The 23,888-nt window shown below is 70.3% G+C and carries 20 protein-coding genes and 2 tRNA genes; 17 read left to right on the forward strand and 5 right to left on the reverse strand.

All coding sequences use genetic code 11. From position 1 onward, the window contains the following. The first annotated feature begins 23 nt into the window (after positions 1 to 23). From QIS99_RS20395 to QIS99_RS20405, 3 genes are all read left to right on the forward strand, one after another. Positions 24 to 509 (forward strand): ribose-5-phosphate isomerase, encoded by a 486-nt coding sequence (locus QIS99_RS20395; protein WP_282515004.1) that lies wholly within the window; start codon positions 24 to 26, stop codon positions 507 to 509. Positions 510 to 716: 207 nt separating this feature from the next. Further along, positions 717 to 1,538 (forward strand): Fpg/Nei family DNA glycosylase, encoded by an 822-nt coding sequence (locus tag QIS99_RS20400; protein ID WP_282515005.1) that lies wholly within the window; start codon positions 717 to 719, stop codon positions 1,536 to 1,538. 121 nt (positions 1,539 to 1,659) lie between these two features. Then, the gene (locus tag QIS99_RS20405; RefSeq protein ID WP_282515006.1) at positions 1,660 to 2,835 is read left to right on the forward strand and encodes a PP2C family protein-serine/threonine phosphatase; all 1,176 of its coding nucleotides are present in this window, start codon (positions 1,660 to 1,662) and stop codon (positions 2,833 to 2,835) included. Positions 2,836 to 2,945: 110 nt separating this feature from the next. Here QIS99_RS20405 and QIS99_RS20410 read toward each other — a convergent pair whose 3' ends face one another. Further along, positions 2,946 to 4,130 carry a cation:proton antiporter gene (locus QIS99_RS20410; protein ID WP_282515112.1) on the reverse strand — a complete coding sequence of 395 codons (1,185 nt, stop codon included), beginning with the start codon at positions 4,128 to 4,130 and terminating at the stop codon, positions 2,946 to 2,948. Positions 4,131 to 4,385: 255 nt separating this feature from the next. Here QIS99_RS20410 and QIS99_RS20415 point away from each other — a divergent pair, with 255 nt between their 5' ends. From QIS99_RS20415 to QIS99_RS20425, 3 genes are read left to right on the forward strand one after another with little or no spacing between them, the layout of a single operon-like run. Next, on the forward strand, positions 4,386 to 4,850 hold the full coding sequence (locus QIS99_RS20415) for an HD domain-containing protein (protein ID WP_282515007.1): 465 nt from the start codon (positions 4,386 to 4,388) through the stop codon (positions 4,848 to 4,850). Further along, positions 4,847 to 6,010, forward strand: a complete 1,164-nt coding sequence (locus tag QIS99_RS20420; protein ID WP_282515008.1) for a type VII secretion integral membrane protein EccD — start codon at positions 4,847 to 4,849, stop codon at positions 6,008 to 6,010. The genes QIS99_RS20415 and QIS99_RS20420 overlap by 4 nt, the downstream gene beginning before the upstream one ends. Before the next feature lie 22 nt (positions 6,011 to 6,032). Beyond that, positions 6,033 to 7,451 carry a MinD/ParA family ATP-binding protein gene (locus QIS99_RS20425; protein WP_282515009.1) on the forward strand — a complete coding sequence of 473 codons (1,419 nt, stop codon included), beginning with the start codon at positions 6,033 to 6,035 and terminating at the stop codon, positions 7,449 to 7,451. A 52-nt stretch (positions 7,452 to 7,503) separates the two neighbouring features. Here the strand turns inward: QIS99_RS20425 and QIS99_RS20430 are convergent, their stop codons facing one another. Beyond that, the gene (locus tag QIS99_RS20430; protein WP_282515010.1) at positions 7,504 to 8,670 is read right to left on the reverse strand and encodes an acyltransferase family protein; all 1,167 of its coding nucleotides are present in this window, start codon (positions 8,668 to 8,670) and stop codon (positions 7,504 to 7,506) included. 586 nt (positions 8,671 to 9,256) lie between these two features. Between QIS99_RS20430 and QIS99_RS20435 the strand changes: the two genes are divergently transcribed. Next, positions 9,257 to 9,451: a hypothetical protein gene (locus QIS99_RS20435; RefSeq protein ID WP_282515011.1), complete on the forward strand. Its 195-nt coding sequence runs from the start codon at positions 9,257 to 9,259 to the stop codon at positions 9,449 to 9,451. A gap of 160 nt (positions 9,452 to 9,611) precedes the next feature. Here the strand turns inward: QIS99_RS20435 and QIS99_RS20440 are convergent. Further along, positions 9,612 to 9,682: transfer RNA gene (locus QIS99_RS20440), tRNA-Gly, on the reverse strand. Between the two features lie 251 nt (positions 9,683 to 9,933). Between QIS99_RS20440 and QIS99_RS20445 the strand changes: the two genes are divergently transcribed. From QIS99_RS20445 to clpX, 5 genes are all read left to right on the forward strand, one after another. Next, positions 9,934 to 10,010: transfer RNA gene (locus tag QIS99_RS20445), tRNA-Pro, on the forward strand. 276 nt (positions 10,011 to 10,286) lie between these two features. After that, positions 10,287 to 11,681 carry a trigger factor gene (tig, locus tag QIS99_RS20450; RefSeq protein WP_282515012.1) on the forward strand — a complete coding sequence of 465 codons (1,395 nt, stop codon included), beginning with the start codon at positions 10,287 to 10,289 and terminating at the stop codon, positions 11,679 to 11,681. A gap of 388 nt (positions 11,682 to 12,069) precedes the next feature. Beyond that, positions 12,070 to 12,675 carry an ATP-dependent Clp protease proteolytic subunit gene (locus QIS99_RS20455; protein ID WP_282515113.1) on the forward strand — a complete coding sequence of 202 codons (606 nt, stop codon included), beginning with the start codon at positions 12,070 to 12,072 and terminating at the stop codon, positions 12,673 to 12,675. Positions 12,676 to 12,721: 46 nt separating this feature from the next. Then, positions 12,722 to 13,417, forward strand: coding sequence for an ATP-dependent Clp protease proteolytic subunit (locus QIS99_RS20460; RefSeq protein ID WP_282515013.1), 696 nt, complete (start codon positions 12,722 to 12,724; stop codon positions 13,415 to 13,417). Between the two features lie 159 nt (positions 13,418 to 13,576). Beyond that, the gene (clpX, locus tag QIS99_RS20465; RefSeq protein WP_282515114.1) at positions 13,577 to 14,863 is read left to right on the forward strand and encodes an ATP-dependent Clp protease ATP-binding subunit ClpX; all 1,287 of its coding nucleotides are present in this window, start codon (positions 13,577 to 13,579) and stop codon (positions 14,861 to 14,863) included. A gap of 145 nt (positions 14,864 to 15,008) precedes the next feature. Here clpX and QIS99_RS20470 read toward each other — a convergent pair whose 3' ends face one another. Further along, complete coding sequence (locus tag QIS99_RS20470; RefSeq protein WP_282515014.1) at positions 15,009 to 15,938, reverse strand: hypothetical protein; 930 nt, start codon at positions 15,936 to 15,938, stop codon at positions 15,009 to 15,011. 135 nt (positions 15,939 to 16,073) lie between these two features. Here QIS99_RS20470 and QIS99_RS20475 point away from each other — a divergent pair, with 135 nt between their 5' ends. Then, positions 16,074 to 18,701 (forward strand): valine--tRNA ligase, encoded by a 2,628-nt coding sequence (locus QIS99_RS20475; protein WP_282515015.1) that lies wholly within the window; start codon positions 16,074 to 16,076, stop codon positions 18,699 to 18,701. A 136-nt stretch (positions 18,702 to 18,837) separates the two neighbouring features. Here QIS99_RS20475 and QIS99_RS20480 read toward each other — a convergent pair whose 3' ends face one another. After that, entirely contained in the window at positions 18,838 to 19,845 is a 1,008-nt protein-coding gene (locus QIS99_RS20480; RefSeq protein WP_282515016.1) for a rod shape-determining protein, read from the reverse strand. 101 nt (positions 19,846 to 19,946) lie between these two features. Here QIS99_RS20480 and folC point away from each other — a divergent pair, with 101 nt between their 5' ends. The 4 genes from folC (at position 19,947) to QIS99_RS20500 (ending at position 23,739) form a co-directional block, all read left to right on the forward strand. Then, complete coding sequence (gene folC, locus QIS99_RS20485; RefSeq protein WP_282515017.1) at positions 19,947 to 21,506, forward strand: bifunctional tetrahydrofolate synthase/dihydrofolate synthase; 1,560 nt, start codon at positions 19,947 to 19,949, stop codon at positions 21,504 to 21,506. Between the two features lie 5 nt (positions 21,507 to 21,511). Next, a complete protein-coding gene (locus tag QIS99_RS20490; protein ID WP_282515018.1) occupies positions 21,512 to 21,865 on the forward strand; it encodes a DUF4233 domain-containing protein in 354 nt (117 codons plus the stop codon). A gap of 114 nt (positions 21,866 to 21,979) precedes the next feature. Further along, positions 21,980 to 22,393: a nucleoside-diphosphate kinase gene (ndk, locus tag QIS99_RS20495; protein ID WP_282515019.1), complete on the forward strand. Its 414-nt coding sequence runs from the start codon at positions 21,980 to 21,982 to the stop codon at positions 22,391 to 22,393. A gap of 326 nt (positions 22,394 to 22,719) precedes the next feature. Further along, positions 22,720 to 23,739 carry a rod shape-determining protein gene (locus QIS99_RS20500; protein ID WP_282515115.1) on the forward strand — a complete coding sequence of 340 codons (1,020 nt, stop codon included), beginning with the start codon at positions 22,720 to 22,722 and terminating at the stop codon, positions 23,737 to 23,739. Positions 23,740 to 23,888 lie beyond the last annotated feature (149 nt).

A 23,888-nucleotide genomic window follows, 5' to 3' on the forward strand; every position in this document is an offset into this window, starting at 1 on the left:
TGGAAGAGGTTAAACTCGGACCCATGCGCGTGTACCTCGGCTCGGATCATGCCGGCTACGAACTCAAGAACCACCTCGCCGAATGGCTCAAGGCCCATGGGCACGAGCCCGTGGACTGCGGCCCCCACATCTACGACGCCCAGGACGACTACCCGCCGTTCTGCCTCCGCGCCGCCGAGCGGACGGCCGCGGACCCGGACGCCCTCGGCATCGTGATCGGCGGCTCCGGCAACGGCGAGCAGATCGCCGCGAACAAGGTCAAGGGCGTCCGCTGCGCCCTCGCCTGGAGCGAGCAGACCGCTGCGCTCGGCCGTGAGCACAACAACGCGAACGTGGTGTCGATCGGCGGCCGCATGCACACCCTCGACGAGGCGACGAAGTTCGTGGAGATCTTCCTGTCGACGCCGTACTCGGACGAGGAGCGGCACACGCGCCGCATCGAGATGCTGTCGGCGTACGAGACGACGGGCGAGCTGCCGCCGATTCCGGCCCACCACCCGCAGTCGTAAGTCCGAGGTCGCCTCGGGCACCGTCGATCGCCCTCCGGGCTCGTCCTCAAGCGCCGGACGGGCTGGATTTGCCGGCCGGGCCCGCGAATTTCAGCCCCTCCGGCGTTTGAGGAGGCCCGTCCGGCAGGACTTTCGGGAAGGGGCGGGGAGGGGGTCGAACCCGCGCCACGGAGCCGCACCCGTACACGAACGTGCAAGGAGACCGCCGTGCCCGAGGGGCACACCATCCACCGCCTGGCGGCCGACCACCGAGACCGCTTCCTCGACCGGCAGGTCCGGGCATCCAGCCCCCAGGGCAAGTTCAGCGACGCGGCAGCCCTCCTCGACAACCAGCTGATGGACACCGCCGACGCCCACGGCAAACACCTCTTCCTCGGCTTCGGCCCGGCCGGCCACGTCCACATCCACCTCGGCCTCTTCGGCAAGCTGAACTTCGGCGCCGTACCCGCCCCGCCGCCCACCGACACCGTCCGCCTCCGCCTCGTCGGCCCCACCGCGTACGCGGACCTGCGCGGGCCCACGACCTGCGCGCTCATCACGGACGCCGAGAAGCAGGCGATACACGAACGCCTCGGCCCCGACCCGCTGCGCCCCGTCGACGGCACCACGAACGACCCGGACAGGGCCTGGCGGCGGATCTCCCGCTCCCGTACCACCGTCGCCGCGCTCCTCATGGACCAGAAGGTCATCGCGGGCGTCGGCAACGTCTACCGCGCCGAGGTCCTGTTCCGGCACGGCATCGACCCGTACCGCCCGGGCCGGGACCTCGCGTACGCGGAGTGGACCGCGGTCTGGGACGATCTCGTCGGGCTGATGCGGGAGGGCGTGCGCCACAACCGCATCGACACCGTCCGCCCCGCGCACACCCCGGAGGCGATGGGCCGCCCGCCGAGGGTGGACGACCACGGCGGCGAGGTGTACGTCTACCGCAGGGCGAACCAGCCCTGCCACATCTGTGGCGGCGAGATCCGCACCGCCGATCTCGCCGCCCGCAACCTGTTCTGGTGCCCGGACTGCCAGCGGACGTAGCAACTCCGCGTGAGCGAGGGGATGTTCGCCCGTCATATCCGGGCCCGCCACCCGCTCGACCGAGGGACAACCGGGACCTCCCGTGCGCATCTCCACCCAGGCTGTATAGAGTCCGCGAGCAATGGCGGTACGACATCGGAGCCGCCGCGACCCCGAGCGGCGCGCGGCGGCGGAGACGTTCCCGGCCCGGTTGCGCAAGCGTCTGCACCGGGCCCGCATCGGGCTGCGCAGATCCGGTGTCGACTACTTCCGCGGCGACGGCTCCGACTGGATCGCCCTGGCCGGGCTGCTCCTCACCGTCCCGGTGATCGCCTTCGGCACGCTCGCCGTGCCGGTCTGGTTCTCGCCCGCCCTGCTCGTCCTGCCGATCGTCGCGGGCGGCCTGCTGCTCCGCCCGGCCAGCCTGCTCGGCCTGTACGCGGCGGCCGCCGGCGCGCTGATCGTCGAGTCGGTGTGGCTCGGCCCGTACACCGAAGGGCCCTCGCGGGTCACCCCCGGCATCATCCTGACCGTCGCGGCCTGCGGGTTCTTCGGGCTTGTCATCGCCCAGTTCCGCAGCCGGGTCGGGGTGCCGTGGCGGCGCGGCGGCACGATGCTGTTCGACCTGCGTGAACGCATCAAGACCCAGAGCAAGCTGCCCAAGCTGCCGCCCGGGTGGCACCGCGAGATGGCGCTGCGCCCGGCCGGCGGCCAGTCGTTCTCCGGTGACTTCGTGGTGGCGGCGCGTACGAGCGGCGGGCGCACCCTCGAAGTCGTCCTCACCGACGTGTCCGGCAAGGGCATGGACGCGGGCTCCCGTGCGCTGCTGCTGTCCGGCGCGTTCGGCGGGCTGCTCGGCTCGCTGCCGCCGCACCGCTTCCTGCCCGCGGCCAACGGCTACCTGCTCCGCCAGGACTGGGACGAGGGTTTCGCGACGTCGATCCACCTCGCGCTCGACCTGGACTCCGGGGACTACGAACTCCTCTCCGCCGGCCACCCGCCCGCCGTCCAGCTGCACGCCGGTACCGGCCGCTGGGAGGAGAAGTCCGCCGAGGGGCCGCTGCTCGGGGTGTACGACGGGGCGCAGTTCGACCCCGTGAAGGGGTGCCTGCGCCCCGGCGACGTGCTGATGCTGTTCACCGACGGCCTGGTGGAGACGGCCGAGCGGGATCTCTCCGAGGGGATCGACCGGCTGACCGGCGAGGCCGACCGCTACGTTGCCGGGGGCTTTCACGGGGCGGCGTGGCACCTCATCGAGGCCGTGGCGAAGGATGTCAACGACGACCGGGCGTTGCTGCTGATCTGCCGGGACGCGTAGGCGGATTGCCGTCCGCGGGGCGCTGTTCCGTCGCCGGGAGGGGGGGGCGGATTGCCGTCCGCGGGGCGCTGTTCCGTCGCCGGGTGCGGGCCTTCCCGGGCGGGCGGGACTCACACCCCGGCGCCGACCCGCTCCTCGGCCGGCCTCGCAGGAACCCCGCGCCGGCCGGGCAGAACCCGCGCAAGCAACGGCGACCGCCCCGCCGCAAGGGGCCCGAGAACCGCGAGCAGCAACACGTACCCCGCGATGAACGGCGACAGCCGCTCGTCCAGACCCGCGGCAGCGGCCATCGTGGCGAGGATCAGCGCGAACTCCCCACGCGCGAGGAGCGTCGTCGAGATGTTCGCCGCGGGCCCGGGCCCGAAGTCGTACACCTTCGCCGCGGCGAGCCCCGCGAGGATGTTCATGACCAGCGTCAGCACCACCGCGGCCAGCACCGGCCACAGCACCGTCGGCAGGTCGCCGGGGTCGATGGAGAGGCCGAAGGCGAAGAAGAAGATCGCACCGAAGGCGTCCCGCAGCGGGTGCACCAGCTTCAGGATGCGCTCGCCGGACGTCGTGGAGCCGAGCATCAGGCCGACCATGAACGCCCCGATCGCGTCCGCGACCCCGAACCACTCGGAGACCCCGGCGACGAACACGGCCGCGCCCAGGAAGGAGATGACAAGGAGCTCGTCGTCCCGGGTGTTGATGAACCGGCCGACCACCCGCGTGCCGAACCGCGCGGCGAGCGCGAGCAGCAGCAGGAAGCCGAAGGCCTTGCCCCCGTCCATCAGCGCCGAGGCGAGGCTGTCGGCGCCGGACAGGATGGGCTGGAGCGCGGCCAGGTAGAGGGCGAGGAACACGTCCTCGACCACGATGATCCCGAGGATCGGCTTGGTCTCCGGGTTGCCGAGCCGGCCCGTGTCCACCAGGACCTTGGTGACGATCGCCGACGACGAGATGCCGAGTACCCCGGCGAGGACCAGCGCCTCGGAGGTGCCCCAGCCGAGGGCGAATCCGAAGCCCAGGCCCGCGCCGACGTTCAGCACGAGGTACGCCCCGCCCGCCAGGGCCATCTTGCGGCCGCCCGCCTTGAGGTCGTCCAGGTGGAATTCGAGGCCGAGGTAGAAGAGCAGCAGCACCAGGCCGAGCGCCGAGAGCATTTCCAGGTCGTGCGGGTCGGAGAGCAGCACCACGCCGGGTGTGTGCGGGCCGAGGAGGATCCCGGCCAGGATGAACAGCGGGATGGTGGGCAGTCCGATCCGGCCGCCGAGCCGGGCGAGGACTGCGGCGGCGAGGAAGGCGCCGCCCATGGCTATCAAGGTGTCTGCGTGTCCGATGGGCCGTACCTCCGTGTCGGGTCGTGCGCGGTCGGGTCGCCGCATGCGAGACGCCCCCTCGGCATGGCAAAGGGAGCGTCAAGAACGCGTCAATATTTAGGTTACCAAACGATCGAGGGGAAACTGTTTGAAGGTGAAACTGAGGGACCGGTGCCGGGCCGCTCCGCCGCGTACGGGAGAATGCCCGGCAGGGATGCGCAGCAGGGCCTGCGCGGGAGGGGGACGGGGATGGAGCGGCAGCAGCGGCGGCTGAGCCTCGCCGAGGTCGAAGCCCTCGCCCGGGACGCCCACGCCACCCAGACCGACAAGGCAGGCCGCCCCTACACCGAACACCTCGCCGCGGTCGCCGAGGGGGTCCGCGCCCGGGGCGGCGACGACGAACAGATCGCCGCGGCCTGGCTGCACGATGCGATCGAGGACGCCGCCCTCACCGAGCAGTGGCTGGCCGACGCCCCGCTCGCGGCCCGTACGAAGCAGATCGTCCTGGCCCTCACCAAGCGCCCCGGCGAGACCCCGCAGCGCTACGCCGACCGCATCCTCGCGACCCCCGGCGCCACCCTCGTCAAAACCGCCGATCTCGCGCACAACGCCGATCCGGCCCGGCTCGCCGCCCTGGACGAGCCGACACGGGCCCGGCTCACTCGCAAGTACGCGGACATGCGCGGCCTGCTCGGCCTCCGGGACGACGTATGACATTCCCGGAGAGGTTCCCGCGCGTGGTGAACGTGGTGGGTGGGGTGGACGCCTCGGCGGAGCCGCACGACGACATGACCGCGGCGGCCGGGCGGCTCGACCTGCGGTCCTGGCGCTGGCGCCCCGCCGCGCGCCGTCCGGTCGCGGCCGTCGCCGGCGTCCTGTTCGCCGCCGTCGCGGCCCTGTTCGCCCGCGCCGCCTACCCGGCGGGCCCGGTGGCGTACGGACTGCTCGGCGCCGCCCTCGTCATCGCCGCCGTCGGCGCGCTCACCGCCCGGCTCGGGCCCGGCCCGGTCGACGGGGCCGTCGCCGCGCGCGGCAACCGCGCGCTCGCCGCCGTACTGCTGCTGATCGCGGGCCTGTTCGCCGTGGCGGGCGCCTGGACCGCGGCCGACGCGCACGCGCTGCCCGGCCCGGCCCGGCTCGCCGTCACCTCGGCCGCCCTCGCGCTCGGCCTGCTGCTGCTCGGGCTCTGCACGCCGTTCGCGCGCGCCGGACTCGTCGGCGCGGGCGCCGCCGCCGGGCTCACCGCGCTGTGGGAACTGGCCGCGCTCGTCGTCGGCGGCGACCCGGCCCTGCTCGGCGCGCTGCTCGCGCCCGCCTCGCTCGTCCTGCTCGGCCTGCTGCCCCGCCTCGCGCTGCGCGCCACCGGCCTGACGGCCATCGACGACCGGCGCGCGGCGGGCAGTTCGGTCAGCCGCCACCACGTCGCCGACGCGCTCGCCGACACCCACCGCGGCCTCGTCGCCGCCACCGTCCTCACGGCGGCCTCCGCGGCGGCAGCTGGCTGGCTGCTCACCTCGGCCGCGCCCACGCCGTGGACGGTCCTGACCACCGCGGTCACCGCCGTCGTCCTGCTCGCCAGGGCCCGGGCGTTCCCGCTGGCCGTCGAGGTCGTCGCGGTGTTCGCGGCCGCCGCCGTGCTCGTCGTACGGCTCGCGCAGCTGTGGCTGCGCGGCACGGACGGGGCAGGGCCGCTGCTGCTCCTCGGCCTGGCCGCGGCCCTGCCGCTGCTCGCCCTCGTGCTGCAGCCCGCGCCGCCGCTCGCGCAGCGGCTGCGGCGCGCGGCCGACCTGGTCGAGTCGATCGGAGTGGTCGGCCTGTTGCCGCTCACGGTCGGAGTGTTCGGTGTGTACGCGCACCTGCTCGGCGGATCCTGAACGGGCAGCAGGGGAGAGGGACATGATGCCGAACGGAGACCAGGACCGGCCCGAACTGGGCACGGGTACGGAGACGGGTACGGGTACGGAGACAGTGCGCGGGCGCGGGCCGTCCTTGGCGAAGGCCACGGACCGCCCGGGCGCCGCCCCGCCCGTACTGGACGACTTCGCCGAGCCCGCACCCGAGCCTGCACCCGCGCCCGAGGCCGCGCCCGAGCCCGCGCTGGCTCCTGCTCCTGCTCCTGCTCCTGCTCCGGTGTCCGCCGCGCTGCCGCCCGTGCGGGCCGTCGGCTCGGAGGAGGTGACGGCGGTCATCCCGTCCGTCCCGATGCCGCCCCCGGCCCCGTCCCCCGCGCCGGACGTCTCGCCCACGCCCCCGCTCGGCCGCCCCACGGAACCCCTGCCCGCACCGGCACCGCCCCAGCCCGCACGGCCCCAGCCCGCACCGCCCGAGCCCGCAGCCCCACAGCCCCAGGCGCCGACCCCGTACGCCACGCCCGGCAGCACCCCCGCGTCCGGCACCTTCAGTTCGCTGCCGGTCGTGGACGACTCGCTCGCCGGGACCCGGCGCAAGCCGCGGCACGGCGAACCGCTGGTCGGCCGCGCCCTGCGCGCCGTGCGCCGCACCGTCTCGTCCTCGGCGGCGCGCGAGGTCGCCGAGGCGTCCCGTACCGCCGAAGTGCTGCAGCAGCCGGTGGCCACGGGGCGGCAGATCGCCGTCACCTCGATCCGCGGCGGCGCGGGCAAGTCCACGGTCGCCGCGCTGCTCGGCCGTACGTATGCGCACTACCGGCACGACCCGGTGCTCCTCGTCGAGGCCGACCCGGCGCTGGGCACGCTGCCGTTCCGGCTCGGGGCGCCCTCGCTGCGCTGGACGGTGCGCGACCTCGCCGGGATGCTCGAACCGTCCATGTCCCTGCTCGACGTCACCGGCTATCTCGTCCAACTCCCCGACAACGCCTGGCTGTTGCCCGGCAGCAAGGGCGAGGTCGGCGCGATGCTCGACACCAAGGCGTACGAGAAGGCCATGGTGGCGCTGCGCCGCTACTTCGGCGTGACCGTGGTGGACTGCGAGACGCTGCCCGCCGAGGTGGCCCGCACGGCGCTCTCCGCCTCGCACTCCCGGGTCCTGGTCGCGCCCGCCACGTTCGAGGGCGTGGCCAGCACGCACTCCGTACTGAAGTGGATGTCGGGCCTGCCCCGGCAGGTCGTCGCGGGCACGGTCGTCGTCCTCACGGAGGCGGTGCCGCACGGGGGCCTCGACGTGGACAAGGCGGTCCAGAAACTGCGCGCCACGGGAGCGGCCGTACATCTCCTGTCGTACGACCGACACCTCGCGGCCGGCGGCGAGATCAGCACGGAACTGCTCGCCCACACGACCCGGGAATCGGTCACGCAGATCGCGGCGGAGGCGCTGGCGCTGTCGCTCAGGCGCCCGTGAACATCTAGCGCGTCGGGCCGCAGTCGACGGTGCGGGCCGTCCTCCGCAAGACCTACCGACGCGACCGCGCCACCGCCGCCGCGTCCCGCTTGAACGCCCACTCCATCTTCGGCTCCATCGCGAACCGGAACGCCCGCTGCACCGGCGGCGTGCACAGCACCGTGACGACGGACGCCGCGACCAGCGTCACGAAGATCTCGCCGAGCGGCGTGTGCAGCCACTCGTAGTCGTCGAACCAGCCCCAGAAGCGCGAGCCCTTGGCGAGGAAGCCGTGCAGCAGGTAGCCGTAAAGGGTGCCCGCGCCCAGGATCGTGAACCACATCTTCCGCTTGGGCACCCAGGCGAAGAAGCAGGCCACGAGGGCCAGGGAGCAGACGAGCAGTACCAGCGTCATCACGGCACCGCTCCACCACGGCGCGCCCAACTCCTGCGCGCTGTCGCGGTGGTAGAACCACGCCGACGTCATCCGGGGCGCGGCCCAGTACGCGAGCACCAGCGCGCACACGAACACCGGGATCGAGAGCAGCTTCACCTCACGGCGCCGCGCGAGCTGGAAGTGCTCCGGCTTCATGAACAGGCCGATGACGAAGAACGGCAGGAACTGCAGGACGCGCTGCAGGTCGAGGTCATTGCCGATCTCCGGCGAGACCGAGGCGAGCACCGCGATCGCGATAGACAGCGGAATCGGCCAACGCACCAGCTTCCACAGCGGAGTGGTCATTCGCCACACGAACAGCGCGGCCAGGAACCAGGTGAGATACCAGGGGTCGAGCAGGCTGATCGGCTGCGTCGGATCGTCGTCCGCCCACCTCTTGAAGAAGGTGTACGCGACCTCGAAGATCACGAATGGCACGAGCACGCCCGTCACCAGGCGCTTGATCCGGTCCGCGCGCATGTCGAAACTGCGCGAGAAATAGCCGGAGATCAGGATGAACGCCGGCATGTGGAACGTGTAGACGGTCATGTACAGCGCCTCGGCGGCGCGACTTCCGTCCGTCAGCGGCTCCCACGCGTGCCCCATCGCGACCAGGACAATGGCCAGATACTTCGCGTTGTCGAAGAAGGCGTCACGCTGTTTCGCCGGCTTCGCGCCGGACGCGTTCTGCGTGTTCGCGGCGGTGGGGGTGTCCGTTCCGCCCTGCGACGGCCGCGGGCCGGGCATCGAGTGCGCCGATTCGCGCGCCGGGGGCAGCGGAGTGGAGGAGGCAGCGTGGAACATCTGAGGCACCCTAGCGGCGGATGAGTGTTTTCGTAAAACCCTCTGAGGACTCCCGGCGCAATTTCCGCTTATGCCTGTCCGAGTATCCGCACTTGAGGTGACGTACGGTCGACGGTGACGAAGTCGCCTTGGTGATCGGTCTCACCAATACGGCCTCAAATGGCGCCCGTTGCGACCCATACATCCCGTTTAATTGGGGCATAACGCCCGCAGGTGACTCTGGGGAAATGTCGTGGCCTTGTACGCGCAATTCCAATTACCTGTGAACGCGCTGTGCGCCCCGCGCCCCGCGCCCCGCGCCCCGAACTCCGAAACGATCAAGCCGAAATCCGTAACCGGCACACAGGTCGAATTCCGGCCAGGGAGTGGACTTTTGGCCCTTGCCGTCCCGCGCGCCCCGGCCGTTCCCATACGCCCCGGGGGTGCGCCGGTGCCGCGCAGGGCCGTGCGGGCGTGCGTGTCATTGGCCAACGATGTGTCACCCGCCGCATAGCAAGGGCCCGTTGGTGGCACCATGGTTCTGGCGGGGGTGTGCGGGGTGCGTGCCTCCGAGCGGGAGTGCGGACCGACCTAGGGTGTGATCAGTGTGGCGATTTCGCTGTCTGTGGTGCTTCTGTTGGCGATCATTCTTGTAGTGATGATCCGTGCGGGCTCACTCAAGGCGGGCCCGGCGGTCGTCGCCGCACTCTTCGGCTTCTTCCTGGCCTCGACCGGCATGGCCGACGACATCCAGCGCTTCCTCAGCTCGATAGCGGAGACCATCAACTCCATCCAGTTCTGACGGCCCGCTCCACCCGGTTCTCACGGCACCCGGTTCTCACGGCACCCGGTTCTCGCAGCACCCGGTTCTCACGGCCGGGCCGCGCCACCCGCGCAAAAGCCTCCGGCCCGGTCCACGCCCCGCGCACGCACGCGAAGAAGGACCGGGCCGGAGGCCACAGAGCGGGCGACGGGAATCGAACCCGCGTAGCTAGTTTGGAAGACTAGGGCTCTACCATTGAGCTACGCCCGCAAGCACCGCACCGCAGGTCACACCTACGGCGGCACGAAGAGCATCGTAGCGGGTCGGGCCCCCGCGGCGCACACCCCCGTCCGTTCCCGGTCTCGTCCCCGGTCCGCCCCCGGCCCGTACCCGGTCCGTCCGAGGCCCCCGCGAAGCCCTCCCCGCGCCCCCGCGAAACCCCACCGAACCCTTCGCCGTACCCCCATGAACAACCCGGGAGCCGCATGCTCGGCGGGCATGTACCCTACGTGTCGCACCGACGGGGTGTGGCGCAGCTTGGTAGCGCGTCCGCTTTGGGAGCGGAAGGCCGTGGGTTCAAATCCCGCCACCCCGACCAGCACTGATTCCCTCCGCGTCTCTCCCGTGGCCCGCCATGGAGCCCGGTGGCTCTCCGCTGTCGCACGGGTACGGGCGCCGCTCGGCGTGGTCCGCCAAGATCGCCTTTTGGGGCGCGTACCTGCTGCGGTTACTATGCAAGCTGCGCGCCCGTGTGTCTCACGTCTGATGAAGTTCTCCCGGGCGACCAATCCGCTGAAGCCCTCTCCACCGCCCAGTCGCGGCGGGGACCGGCCGAGGCAGAACCCCAGAAGTCAGCCACCAAGGAGACCGAACCGTGAAGAGCGCCGTGGAGACCCTGAACCCGACCCGGGTTCGGCTCACTGTCGAGGTGCCCTTCGAGGAGCTCAAGGACAGCCTCGACGCGGCGTACAAGAAGATCAACCAGCAGGTCACGGTCAAGGGCTTCCGCAAGGGCAAGATTCCCGCGCGCGTCATCGACCAGCGCTTCGGCCGCGGTGCGGTCCTCGAAGAGGCGGTCAACGACGCGCTGCCGAAGTTCTACACCGAGGCGGTCAACGAGGCCGAGCTCAACGTCCTCGGCCAGCCCGAGGTCGACATCACGGAGCTGAAGGACGGCGAGACGCTGAACTTCACCGCCGAGGTCGACATCCGCCCCGAGATCGAGATCCCGGACTACTCCGGCATCGAGGTCGAGGTCGACGCGGTCGAGGTCACCGACGAGGACGTCGAGAAGTCCGTGGAGCAGCTCCGCGAGCGCTTCGCCTCGACCTCCCCGGTCGAGCGCGCCGCCGCCGAGGGTGACGTGCTGACCATCGACCTGGAGGCCAAGGTCGAGGGCGAGGTCCTGGAGGACGGCGTGGCCAGCGGTGTCTCGTACACCGTCGGCTCCGGCGAGCTCCTCGACGGCATCGACGAGGCCGTCACCGGTCTTGAGGCCGACGGCGAGGCCACCTTCACCTCGCAGCTCAAGGGCGGCTCCGCCGAGGGCAAGGACGCCGAGGTCACCGTCAAGGTCACGCAGGTCGCCGCGCGCGAACTGCCCGAGCTCGACGACGAGTTCGCGCAGCTGGCCTCCGAGTTCGACACCCTGGACGAGCTCAAGGCGGACAGCCGCAAGCGCCTGGAGAACATGAAGCAGTACGACCAGGCCACGCAGGCCCAGGAGCGCGTCCTGGAGAAGCTGCTCGAACTGGTCGAGGTGCCCGTCCCCGAGAAGCTGCTTGAGGACGAGGTCCAGACCCGCAAGCACAACCTTGAGAACCACCAGCTCGCGCAGATGGGCCTCGACCTGGCGAAGTACCTGGAGATCCAGGGCAAGTCCGCCGAGGAGTTCGACGAGGAGACCCGCGAGCAGGCGGTCAAGGGCATCAAGACGCAGTTCGTCCTCGACGAGCTCGTCAACAAGGAGAAGCTGAACGTCAACCAGGAGGAGCTCACCGAGCACCTCATGCGGCGTGCGCAGTCCTCCGGCATGTCCCCCGACCAGTTCGCCCAGGCCGTCGTCGAAGGCGGCCAGGTCCCGATGCTGGTCGGCGAGGTCGCCCGCGGCAAGGCCCTCGCGGTCGTCGTCGAGGCCGCCACCGTCAAGGACACGAACGGCGAGGTCGTCGACCTCTCGGACGAGGACGAGACGGAGGCCGCCGCCGAGACGGTCGAGGCGGCCGTTGAGGGCGCCGAGGCCGAGGCCGAGGAGAAGCCGGAGGCCTGAGCCTCCGACCCGCGTAGCGGTACTGAGCCCCCGGGACCTTGCGGGTCCCGGGGGCTCAGTCGTGCCCCCGACGGGGCACCCGGCGCGTACCCCCGACCGCCCCTGACGGGGCACCCGGCGCGTACCCCCGACCGCCCCTGACGGGGCACCCGGCGCGTACCCCCGACCGCCCCTGACGGGGCACCCGGCGCGTACCCCTGACCGCCCCTGCGAGGAACCTGCGCTCACAGCGAACAGTTCCCTCTCCGGGATTCCCCGAAGGGACCCGCGCGTTAGGGTCCATAACTACGAGGGCAGGGGAGTCCCCGAAAGAGGCTCCTGGCCCGCAGAAGACGTGAGACGGCCCGGCGCCGTCGCAAGACGAGCAGGTGGATACGTGACGAATCTGATGCCCTCCGCCGCCGGCGAGCCTTCCATCGGTGGTGGCCTCGGCGACCAGGTCTACAACCGGCTGCTCAACGAGCGGATCATCTTCCTCGGTCAGCCGGTCGACGACGACATTGCCAACAAGATCACCGCGCAGCTGCTGCTCCTGGCCGCCGACCCGGAAAAGGACATCTTCCTTTACATCAACAGCCCCGGCGGCTCGATCACGGCCGGCATGGCCATCTACGACACCATGCAGTACATCAAGAACGACGTGGTGACGATCGCCATGGGCATGGCCGCTTCCATGGGCCAGTTCCTGCTCAGCGCGGGCACCCCCGGCAAGCGCTTCGCCCTGCCGAACGCCGAGATCCTGATCCACCAGCCGTCCGCGGGCCTCGCCGGCTCCGCGTCGGACATCAAGATCCACGCCGAGCGGCTGCTGCTCACCAAGAAGAAGATGGCCGAGCTGACGGCCTTCCACACCGGCCAGACCGTCGAGCAGGTCACCCGCGACTCGGACCGCGACCGCTGGTTCGACCCGCAGGAGGCCAAGGAGTACGGCCTCATCGACGACATCATGCCCACGGCCGCCGGAATGCCGGGCGGCGGCGGCACCGGGGCCTGAGCCCCGACCAGCCCCAGCCGACCCAGCTCACTCCAGGAGAACCCCAGTGAACGAATTCCCCGGCAGCGGCCTCTACGACCGCATGCGCGCCGAGCAGGCCGCCGGCCAGTACACCGGCCCCAGCGCCGAGTCCCGCTACGTCATCCCGCGCTTCGTCGAGCGCACCTCGCAGGGAGTGCGCGAGTACGACCCGTACGCGAAGCTCTTCGAGGAGCGCGTGATCTTCCTCGGCGTGCAGATCGACGACGCCTCCGCCAACGACGTCATGGCGCAGCTGCTGTGCCTGGAGTCGATGGACCCGGACCGGGACATCTCGGTCTACATCAACAGCCCCGGCGGCTCCTTCACGGCGCTCACCGCGATCTACGACACGATGCAGTTCGTGAAGCCGGACATCCAGACGGTCTGCATGGGCCAGGCCGCCTCGGCCGCCGCGGTCCTGCTCGCCGCCGGTACGCCCGGCAAGCGCATGGCCCTGCCGAACGCGCGTGTCCTGATCCACCAGCCGTACAGCGAGACCGGCCGCGGTCAGGTCTCCGACCTGGAGATCGCCGCCAACGAAATCCTCCGCATGCGTTCGCAGCTGGAGGAGATGCTGGCCAAGCACTCCACGACGCCGATCGACAAGATCCGCGACGACATCGAGCGCGACAAGATCCTCACGGCCGAGGACGCCCTGTCGTACGGCCTGATCGACCAGATCATCTCGACGCGCAAGATGAACAACGCGTCGGTCGCCTGACCCGAGCGCAGCAGTATCTGCAGCCCCTTGGCGCGGTAGCCGGAAGAAGCGAACCGCGCCAAGGGGGGCCCGAACGGGGGGCCCGGCAAGGTACCGTCGGATATGAGGCACCAGGAGCCGTCCGTCACGGGCGTCTCCCAGGCGAAGGGGAAGCACCTCGTGGCACGCATCGGTGACGGCGGCGATCTGCTCAAGTGCTCGTTCTGCGGAAAGAGTCAGAAGCAGGTCAAGAAGCTCATCGCAGGCCCCGGTGTGTACATCTGCGACGAGTGCATCGACCTCTGCAACGAGATCATCGAGGAAGAGCTGGCGGAGACCAGCGAGGTCCGGTGGGAGGAACTCCCCAAGCCTCGCGAGATCTACGAGTTCCTTGAGGGTTACGTCGTAGGTCAGGAATCGGCCAAGAAGGCCCTCTCGGTCGCGGTGTACAACCACTACAAGCGGGTCCAGGCCGGTGAGAACGGCGGGGCCCAAGGGCGCGACGACGCCATCGAGTTGGCGAAGTCCAACATCCTGCTGCTCGGCCCCACCGGCTCGGGCAAGACACTCCTCGCCCAGACCCTGGCCCGGATGCTGAACGTCCCGTTCGCGATCGCGGACGCCACGGCGCTCACCGAGGCCGGCTATGTCGGCGAGGATGTCGAGAACATCCTCCTGAAGCTGATCCAGGCCGCGGACTACGACGTCAAGAAGGCCGAGACCGGCATCATCTACATCGACGAGATCGACAAGGTGGCTCGCAAGTCCGAGAACCCGTCGATCACGCGTGACGTCTCCGGCGAGGGCGTGCAGCAGGCCCTGTTGAAGATCCTGGAGGGCACCACCGCCTCCGTACCGCCGCAGGGCGGACGCAAGCACCCGCACCAGGAGTTCATCCAGATCGACACGACGAACGTGCTGTTCATCGTGGGCGGCGCCTTCGCCGGTCTGGAGAAGATCATCGAGGGCCGGGCGGGCGCCAAGGGCATCGGCTTCGGGGCGACGATCCACTCCAAGCGGGAGCTGGAGGAGAAGGACCAGTTCGAGGACGTCATGCCGGAGGACCTGGTGAAGTTCGGGATGATCCCCGAGTTCATCGGCCGCCTCCCGGTCATCACGTCCGTGCACAACCTCGACCGCGAGGCCCTGCTGCAGATCCTGGTCGAGCCGCGCAACGCGCTGGTCAAGCAGTACCAGCGGCTGTTCGAACTCGACGGCGTGGAGCTGGAATTCGAGCGCGAGGCCCTGGAGGCCATCGCCGACCAGGCGATCCTCCGCCAGACCGGCGCCCGCGGCCTGCGCGCCATCATGGAGGAGGTCCTCCAGTCGGTGATGTACGAAGTCCCGTCCCGCAAGGACGTGGCCCGCGTCGTCATCACCCCGGACGTCGTCCACTCCAACGTCAACCCGACGCTGGTCCCGCGCATCGTCGGCAAGAACGACGGACGGCACGAGAAGAGCGCGTAACGCGACGCGGTTCGTACGCGAAGCCGCGGTTCGTACGCGAAGCCGCAGTTCGTACGCGAAAGGGCCCGGCCGGAGCGATCCGGCCGGGCCCTTCTTCGTGCGTGGTCGTTGCGACTCTTCGTGCGTGGTCAGTGCGACCGAGGCGTCACTTGGCCTCGACGCGGACCTCGTCGCGGACCTTGGCGGCCGTGGCGGCCGCCTCGTCCAGCGAGGGGCTCTCGCCCGAGAGCATGGCCTTCGCGTCCGAGGTGATGACCACGGCGAAGGTGCTGTGGTCGCTCCACATGCAGATCGGCATCTTCATCACCTGCTTGCTGGAGCCGCCCGTGTCGCCGCCCAGGCTCGCACCCAGATCGACCTCGGTCTCCTGGCACTTCATGGCGCCGCCCTCGAAGCCCGCGGGGCTCATCTCCTGCGGCTCACCGATCAGCTTGCCCTGCGACGGGTTCTTGCCGGCCTCCTCCTCCATGCCGGTGAAGGCCGCGTCGAGGAAGGCCTCGGGGTCCTCGATCTCCCCGTAGGCGCCGTTGAACTGGATCAGCTTCTGCGACATCCCGCTGCCGGCCATGTACTGCGAGCCGACCTCCTTGCCGTTCTTCAGGCCCCACTTCTCGGCGTCGCGGATCTGGCCGGAGGACTCGGTGCCTTCCTTCTTCTTGTACTCACCCAGCAGCGTCGCCGGAGTCGTCAACTCGTACGTCTTCCCGTCGTCCGCGACCGTGCTGCCACCGCCACCGCCGGACGTGAAGAACCACACGCCGCCCGCGACCAGCGCGACCGCCACGACCGCCGCGACGATGATGCCGGTCTTCTTGCCGCCGCCACCGCCCGGCGGCGGCGGCGGAACCTGGCCGTAAGGCGCCTGCTGCTGGCCGTACGGGCCGGGCTGCTGCTGTTGCGGATAGCCGTACCCCTGCTGCGGCGGGACGCCCTGGGGGGCCTGCTGCGGATAGCCGTAGCCGGGCTGCTGAGGCTGCGGCTGCTGGCCGTAGGGGCCGGGCTGCTGCGGCTGCTGACCGTACGGTCCGGGCTGCTGGGGCTGGCCGCCGTACGGGCCCGGCTGGTTGTAGCTCATTCCTTGGTCCCCTCCAGAACTTATGCGTACCGAACATCCTGACCGAAGCCGTCGCGGAGCGGGGCGCCGGGGGTCACACCGTTACCAAGGAATCTGGTTTCGGTACGGGACCGTGACGGCTCTAAACTGTCCGTCGTGACCGAGAACACTCAGCATCAGAACAGCAGCGTCCCCGAGCCCGAACTGCCGAAGACCTACGCTCCGGCCGAGGTAGAGGGGCCGTTGTACGAGCGCTGGGTAGACCGCGGTTACTTCGCCGCCGACGCCAAGAGCGAGAAGCCGCCGTACACCGTCGTCATCCCCCCGCCGAACGTCACGGGCAGCCTGCACCTGGGTCACGCCTTCGAGCACACGCTCATCGACGCGTTGACGCGCCGCAAGCGCATGCAGGGCTTCGAGACGCTGTGGCAGCCCGGCATGGACCACGCGGGCATCGCCACGCAGAACGTCGTGGAGCGCGAACTCGCCAAGGAGGGCAAGTCCCGCCACGACCTGGGCCGCGAGGCGTTCGTCGAGCGCGTCTGGCAGTGGAAGAACGAGTCCGGCGGCCAGATCTCCGGCCAGATGCGCCGCCTCGGCGACGGCGTCGACTGGGACCGTGAGCGCTTCACCATGGACGAGGGCCTGTCCCAGGCGGTCAAGACCCTCTTCAAGAAGCTGTACGACGACGAGCTGATCTACCGCGCCGAGCGCATCATCAACTGGTGCCCGCGCTGTCTGACGGCCATCTCGGACATCGAGGTGGAGTACTCGGAGGACGAGGGCGAGCTCGTCTCGATCAAGTACGGCGAGGGCGAGGAGACGCTCGTCGTCGCCACCACGCGGGCCGAGACGATGCTCGGTGACACCGCGGTCGCGGTCCACCCCGACGACGAGCGGTACGCGCACCTCATCGGCAAGCGGATCAAGCTGCCGCTGACCGACCGCTCCATCCCGGTCGTCGCGGACACGCACGTCGACCCGGAGTTCGGCACGGGCGCCGTCAAGGTCACCCCGGCCCACGACCCGAACGACTTCGAGATCGGCCAGCGCCACGACCTGCCGAACATCGCGGTCATGGACGAGCACGCCGTCATCACGGCGCACGGCCCGTTCCAGGGCCTGGACCGCCTGGAGGCCCGCTCCGCGATCGTCGGCGCGCTGCGCGCCGAGGGCCGGATCGTCGCCGAGAAGCGGCCGTACACCCACTCCGTGGGCCACTGCTCGCGCTGCAAGACGACCGTCGAGCCGCGCCTGTCGATGCAGTGGTGGGTCAAGGTCGGCCCGCTCGCGAAGGCCGCCGGTGACGCGGTCCGCGACGGCAAGGTCAAGGTCCACCCGCAGGAGATGGAGAAGCGGTACTTCGACTGGGTCGACAACCTCCACGACTGGTGCATCTCGCGCCAGCTGTGGTGGGGCCACCGCATCCCCGTCTGGTACGGGCCGAACGGCGAGGTCGTCTGCCTCGGCCCGGACGACGAGGAGCCGACGGGCGAGGGCTGGACGCAGGACACCGACGTCCTGGACACCTGGTTCTCGTCCGGCCTGTGGCCGTTCTCCACGCTCGGCTGGCCCGAGCAGACCGAGAGCCTGGAGAAGTTCTATCCGAACTCCGTCCTGGTCACCGGATACGACATCCTGTTCTTCTGGGTCGCCCGGATGATGATGTTCGGCCTGTACGCGATGGACGGCACCCCGCCGTTCCACACGATCGTGCTGCACGGCATGGTCCGCGACCAGTTCGGCAAGAAGATGTCCAAGTCCTTCGGCAACGCGGTCAACCCGCTCGACTGGATGGACAAGTACGGCTCGGACGCCCTGCGGTTCACGCTGGCCCGCGGCGCCAACCCGGGTACGGACGTGCCGATCGGCGAGGACTGGGTCCAGGGCTCGCGGAACTTCGCCAACAAGATCTGGAACGCCACGCGCTTCGCGCTGATGAACGGCGCCACGGTCAAGGGTGAACTCCCGCCCGCCGAGCGCCTGTCGGCGACGGACCGGTGGATTCTGTCGCGGCTGGGCTCGGTCGTCGCCGAGGTGGACGCGTACTACGAGGACTACCAGTTCGCGAAGCTCTCGGACGCGCTGTTCCACTTCGCCTGGGACGAAGTCTTCGACTGGTACGTCGAGTTGACGAAGACCACGTTCCAGGAGGGCGGTCAGGCGGCCGAGGACACCAAGCGCGTCCTCGGCGAGGTCCTGGACGTCACGCTGAAGCTGCTGCACCCGGTCGTCCCGTTCGTCACGGAGACGCTGTGGACGACGCTCACGGGCAACGAGTCCCTGGTGATCGCCGAGTGGCCCGCGGACAGTGGTTTCCGGGACGAGGCCGCCGAGCGGGAGATCGAGACGCTTCAGCAGGTCATCACCGAGGTCCGCCGGTTCCGCTCCGACCAGGGCCTGCAGCCCGGCCAGAAGGTCCCGGCCAGGCTCACGCTCGACGGCACCGCACTCGCGCCGCACGAGGCGGCCATCCGCCAGCTGCTTCGCCTGCAGCCGGAGGGCGAGGGCTTCGCCGCGACGGCGACGCTGCCGGTCTCCGGTGCCACGGTCGCGCTCGACCTCTCCGGCACGATCGACGTCGCCGCCGAGCGCAAGCGCCTCGCGAAGGACCTGGCGGCGGCCGAGAAGGAGATCACGGCCGCGGACGCCAAGCTCACCAACGAGGCGTTCCTGGCCAAGGCCCCCGACCACGTCGTGGACAAGATCCGCGGCCGCCTCACCAAGGCCGAGGCCGACATCGAGCGCATCAAGGGCCAGCTGGACGCGCTGCCCGCGGCGTAAGGCCTGGGACACCACGCGAAGGCCCCGGAACCGTCACGTCACGGTTCCGGGGCCTTCGCGCGTACGGGCCTTCCGGCGGGCGCGCGGGGTTCTGACGACCGCGGCGCGGGATTTCTGACGGCCGCGAGGACCGGGGTCAGGCGGCCGACATCAGCCGCTGCAGCGCGTCGAAGTCCTCCACGCACCTGCCGCAGCCCAGGGCCACCGAGTCCAGCGGGTCGTCCGCCAGGACGACCGGGATGCCGGTGGCCGCCGCGAGCCGCAGGTCCAGGCCGGGCAGCAGGGCGCCGCCGCCGGTCAGGACGATGCCGTGCTCCATGACGTCGCCGGACAGCTCGGGCGGACAGTCCTCCAGGGTGGTGCGTACGGCGGCGATGACCGCCTCGACCGGCTCGTCGAGGGCGGCCCGCACCTCCTTCACCGTCAGGTCGACGGTCTTCGGCAGGCCGCGGATCTTCTCCCGGCCGCGGACCGGATACGACCGCATCTCGAACGCCTCCCTGCCCGGCACCGGCCACGCCGAGCCGATCGCGACCTTGATGTCCTCGGCGGTGCGATCGCCGATGAGCAGGCCGTGTTCCTTGCGTACGAAGTCGGCGATCGCGGCGTCCAGGCGGTGGCCGCCGACCCGCAGCGACTGGGCGGTGACGATCCCGCCGAGGGAGATCACGGCGACCTCCGCGGTGCCGCCGCCGATGTCCACGACCATCGAGCCGCGCGGCTCGGACACCGGCAGGCCCGCCCCGATCGCCGCCGCCATCGGCTCCTCGATCAGGTGCACGGCCCGCGCCCCGGCCCGCCGCGCGGCGTGCACGATCGCGCGCCGCTCGACCGGCGTGACCCCGCTGGGCACGCAGACGACCAGGCGAATCCGGGGGCGCCTGCCCGGCACGGCCTTGCGGACGAAGTGCCGGATCATCTCCTCGGCCGCCTCGAAGTCGCTGATCACGCCGTCCTGCAAGGGGCGGATCGCGGTGATCGAACCCGGCGTGCGGCCGATGGTCTCCTTGGCCTCCGTGCCGACGGCGAGGGCTCCGCGTACGCCCTCGCGGACGGCCACGACGGAGGGTTCGTTGAGCACGATGCCCTGGCCGCGGGCGTAGAGCAGGGTGTTGGCGGTGCCGAGGTCGATGCCTATGTCCATGATCGCCAAGTTTGCCCGCCGGATGCGGAGACCGGGGGGCCGAAGGTCCCGAACCGGGCGGGTCGAACGTCCTGTCACACCCGCTCCGTAGACTGGACGGCGTGAGTGACCTCCCCCCGGCCGGCGGCCCGAACGACGACAGCGAACCCGACTCCTTCGACGACCAGGAGCGCGAGCCCGACGCGTTCGACGGCATCGTCGAAGCCGAGACAGACCGAGACCCCGACCTCGCGGTGATCGAGGCCGGCAGCCGCACCCTGCGCGCCCAGACGGCCCCTCCGCAGGCCGAGGTCCCGGCGCGCCCCGAGGACCCCGAGGTGGACCGGGCGCTGCGCGAGGTGGAGGGCGAGCTCGCCACCCGCTGGGGCGAGACCAAGCTCGACCCGTCGGTCACCCGCATCCAGGCCCTGATGGACGTCCTCGGCGACCCGCAGCGGGCGTACCCGTCGATCCACCTGACCGGCACCAACGGCAAGACGTCCACGGCCCGCATGATCGAGGCCCTGCTCGGCGCCTTCGAGCTCCGCACCGGGCGGTACACCTCGCCCCACGTCCAGTCGATCACCGAGCGCATCAGCCTGGACGGCGCCCCGATGTCCGCCGAGCGCTTCATCGAGACGTACCAGGACATCAAGCCGTACGTCGAAATGGTCGACGCCAAGGAGGAGTTCCGCCTCTCCTTCTTCGAGGTCCTGACCGGCATGGCGTACGCCGCGTTCGCGGACGCCCCGGTGGACGTCGCGGTGGTCGAGGTCGGCATGGGCGGCACCTGGGACGCGACGAACGTCATCGACGCCGACGTCGCCGTGATCACCCCGATCGACCTGGACCACACGGACCGCCTGGGCGAGACGCCCGGCGCGATCGCCGCGGAGAAGTCCGGCGTCATCAAGCAGGACGCCACGGTGATCCTGGCCCAGCAGCCGGTGGACGCCGCGCAGGTGCTGCTCAAGAAGGCCGTCGAGGTCAACGCCACGGTGGCCCGCGAGGGCATGGAGTTCGGCGTGGCCTCCCGGCAGATCGCCGTCGGCGGCCAGCTGCTGACGCTGCGCGGCCTCGGCGGTGCGGCCACCGAGTACACCGAGGTCTTCCTGCCGCTGCACGGCGCGCACCAGGCGCACAACGCGGCGGTGGCGCTCGCGGCGGTCGAGGCGTTCTTCGGCGTCGGCGCGCAGCGCGCCGAGCCGCTGGACATCGAGGTGGTCCGGCGCGCCTTCGCCTCGGTCGTCTCGCCGGGCCGCCTGGAGGTCGTCCGCACGTCGCCGACGGTCGTCCTGGACGCCGCCCACAACCCGGCGGGCGCGCGCGCCGCGTCGGAGGCGATCAGCGAGGCCTTCGACTTCAGCCGGCTGATCGGCGTGGTCGGCGCGAGCGGCGACAAGGACGTACGCGGGCTCCTTGAGGCCTTCGAGCCGATCTTCGCGGAGATCGTCGTCACGCAGAACTCCAGCCACCGCGCGATGGACACGGACGCCCTGGCCGCGGTCGCCGTCGAGGTCTTCGGGGACGAGCGCGTGCAGGTCGAGCCGCGCCTGGACGACGCCATCGAGGCCGCGATCACCCTCGCCGAGGAAGAGGGGGAGTACGCGGGCGGCGGGGTCCTCGTCACCGGTTCCGTCATCACCGTCGGCGAGGCCCGACTGCTCCTGGGGAGGGGCTGAACTTCATGCGCACGCTCTGTTCGTCCACGTTGATCGGCGAGTTCTTCATCATCGGCTTCGCCGGTCTCGTCGCCATGAAGGACCCGGAACTGACGATGGGCACGGTCTGGACGACCTGCGGCATCCTCATGGCCCTGTCGGTGCTGCTGTGCGGCATGGTCACGCGCCCCGGCGGGGTGCAGCTTGGCTGGGCCCTGCAGCTCGGCCTGGTCCTCGCCGGGTTCGTCGTACCGACGATGTTCTTCCTCGGCGCCTGCTTCGCGGCCCTGTGGTGGTGCTCGGTGCACTTCGGCCGCAAGGTCGACGAGGCGAAGGCGCGGTTCGCGGCGCAGCAGGAGGCGGGCGCGGACCCGGCGTAGCCCGTCGGAGGGTGGGCCATGCGGCGGGCTTGACGCTGAGTAACCGATGCTGCTCGTGGCCCTGTAGCCTCTGCGTACCGCCCTCCCGTATTTGCACTTGAAGGAGCCGACACCGTGAGCCAGCGCACCCTCGTCCTGCTCAAGCCCGACGCCGTACGCCGTGGTCTGATCGGCGAGATCATCGGCCGCATCGAGCGCAAGGCGGACTGGACCATCAGTGCGCTGGAGCTGCGCACCCTGGACCGCCAGATCCTGGAACAGCACTACGCCGAACACGTCGGCCGCCCGTTCTACGAGCCCCTGGTCGAGTTCATGTCCTCCGGCCCCGTCGTCGCCCTCGTCGTCGAGGGTGAGCGGGTCATCGAGGGCGTGCGCGCGCTCACCGGTCCGACCGACCCGATCGCCGCCGCGCCCGGTTCGATCCGCGGTGACTTCGGCACGATCGTGCGCGAGAACCTGATCCACGCCTCGGACTCGGAGGAGTCCGCGGAGCGCGAGTTGAAGATTTTCTTCCCCTCGTTCGCCTGAGGCTGCACCTGAGTTTTCGCCTGTCAGGGCCCGGCGCACCTGCACTGACGCGCCGTCAGAAAGAAATACGTCCAAGGGGCGGCCGAGAATTCCCGGTCGCCCCTTGACATATGCAAGCCAATCGGGGGAACGCATCCTTCCGTCGGCTCGTCCCCATTAGCGGGGCGGCGAGTCATCTGCTGACAATGGGCGGAGACCCTCGCGCCGTGTCCGTGCAGGCGAGACTACGATGTAAGCCTTCACGCCACGCCACCCACCTCGCCGACCTGACAAAGCCATTGACGCTCGACTTTGGGAAGGCCAGACGCATCCTGATGGGAACCAACATGTCGTTCATCGGCCGTGACATGGCTGTCGACCTCGGGACCGCCAACACGCTGGTGTACGTCAGGGGCCGCGGCATCGTACTCAACGAACCGTCCGTCGTTGCCATCAACACGAACACGGGTGGCATCCTCGCGGTCGGCGCTGAGGCGAAGAAGATGATCGGCCGCACCCCTGGCAACATCGTCGCGGTCCGCCCGCTGAAGGACGGCGTGATCGCCGACTTCGAGATCACCGAGCGGATGCTCCGCTACTTCATCCTCAAGATTCACAAGCGCCGCTATCTGGCCCGGCCGCGCGTCGTGGTCTGTGTCCCCTCCGGCATCACCGGCGTCGAGCGCCGCGCGGTCATCGAGGCCTCCACGCAGGCCGGTGCCCGTCAGGTGCACATCATCGAGGAGCCCATGGCCGCGGCCATCGGCTCCGGCCTCCCGGTCCACGAGGCCACGGGCAACATGGTGGTGGACATCGGCGGCGGCACCACCGAGGTCGCCGTGATCTCCCTCGGGGGAATCGTCACGGCGCAGTCGATCCGCGTCGCGGGGGACGAGCTGGACAACGCGGTCATCCAGCACATCAAGAAGGAGTACAGCCTCCTCCTCGGCGAGCGCACCGCCGAGCAGATCAAGATCACCATCGGTTCGGCATACGACATGGACGCCGACGAGCACACCGAGATCCGCGGCCGCGACCTGGTCAGCGGCCTGCCCAAGACCGTGGTGATCTCCGCGGCCGAGGTCCGCAAGGCCATCGAGGAGCCGGTCAACGCGATCGTGGACGCGGTCAAGACCACCCTCGACAAGTGCCCGCCGGAGCTCTCCGGAGACGTCATGGACCGCGGCATCGTCCTCACCGGCGGCGGCGCCCTGCTCCGCGGCCTCGACGAGCGGCTGCGCCGCGAGACCGGCATGCCGATCCACATCGCCGAGGACCCGCTGGACTCCGTGGCGCTCGGATCCGGCAAGTGCGTGGAGGAGTTCGAGGCCCTGCAGCAGGTCCTCGACGCCTCGCCGCGCAGATGAACCAGTTCAACGATCCGCCGTACAGAGTTTCGTTCCGTACGGCGGATCGTTGACATAGAGGCATAAACCCGAGCCGTAGGGCAGGTTCGGCCGACAACAAGAGCGCCCCCGCAGGCGCTACATAAGCAAGAGGCACAACCATTCCGACG

The sequence above is a fragment of the Streptomyces solicavernae genome, from assembly GCF_029968095.1.
Taxonomy (GTDB): domain Bacteria; phylum Actinomycetota; class Actinomycetes; order Streptomycetales; family Streptomycetaceae; genus Streptomyces; species Streptomyces solicavernae.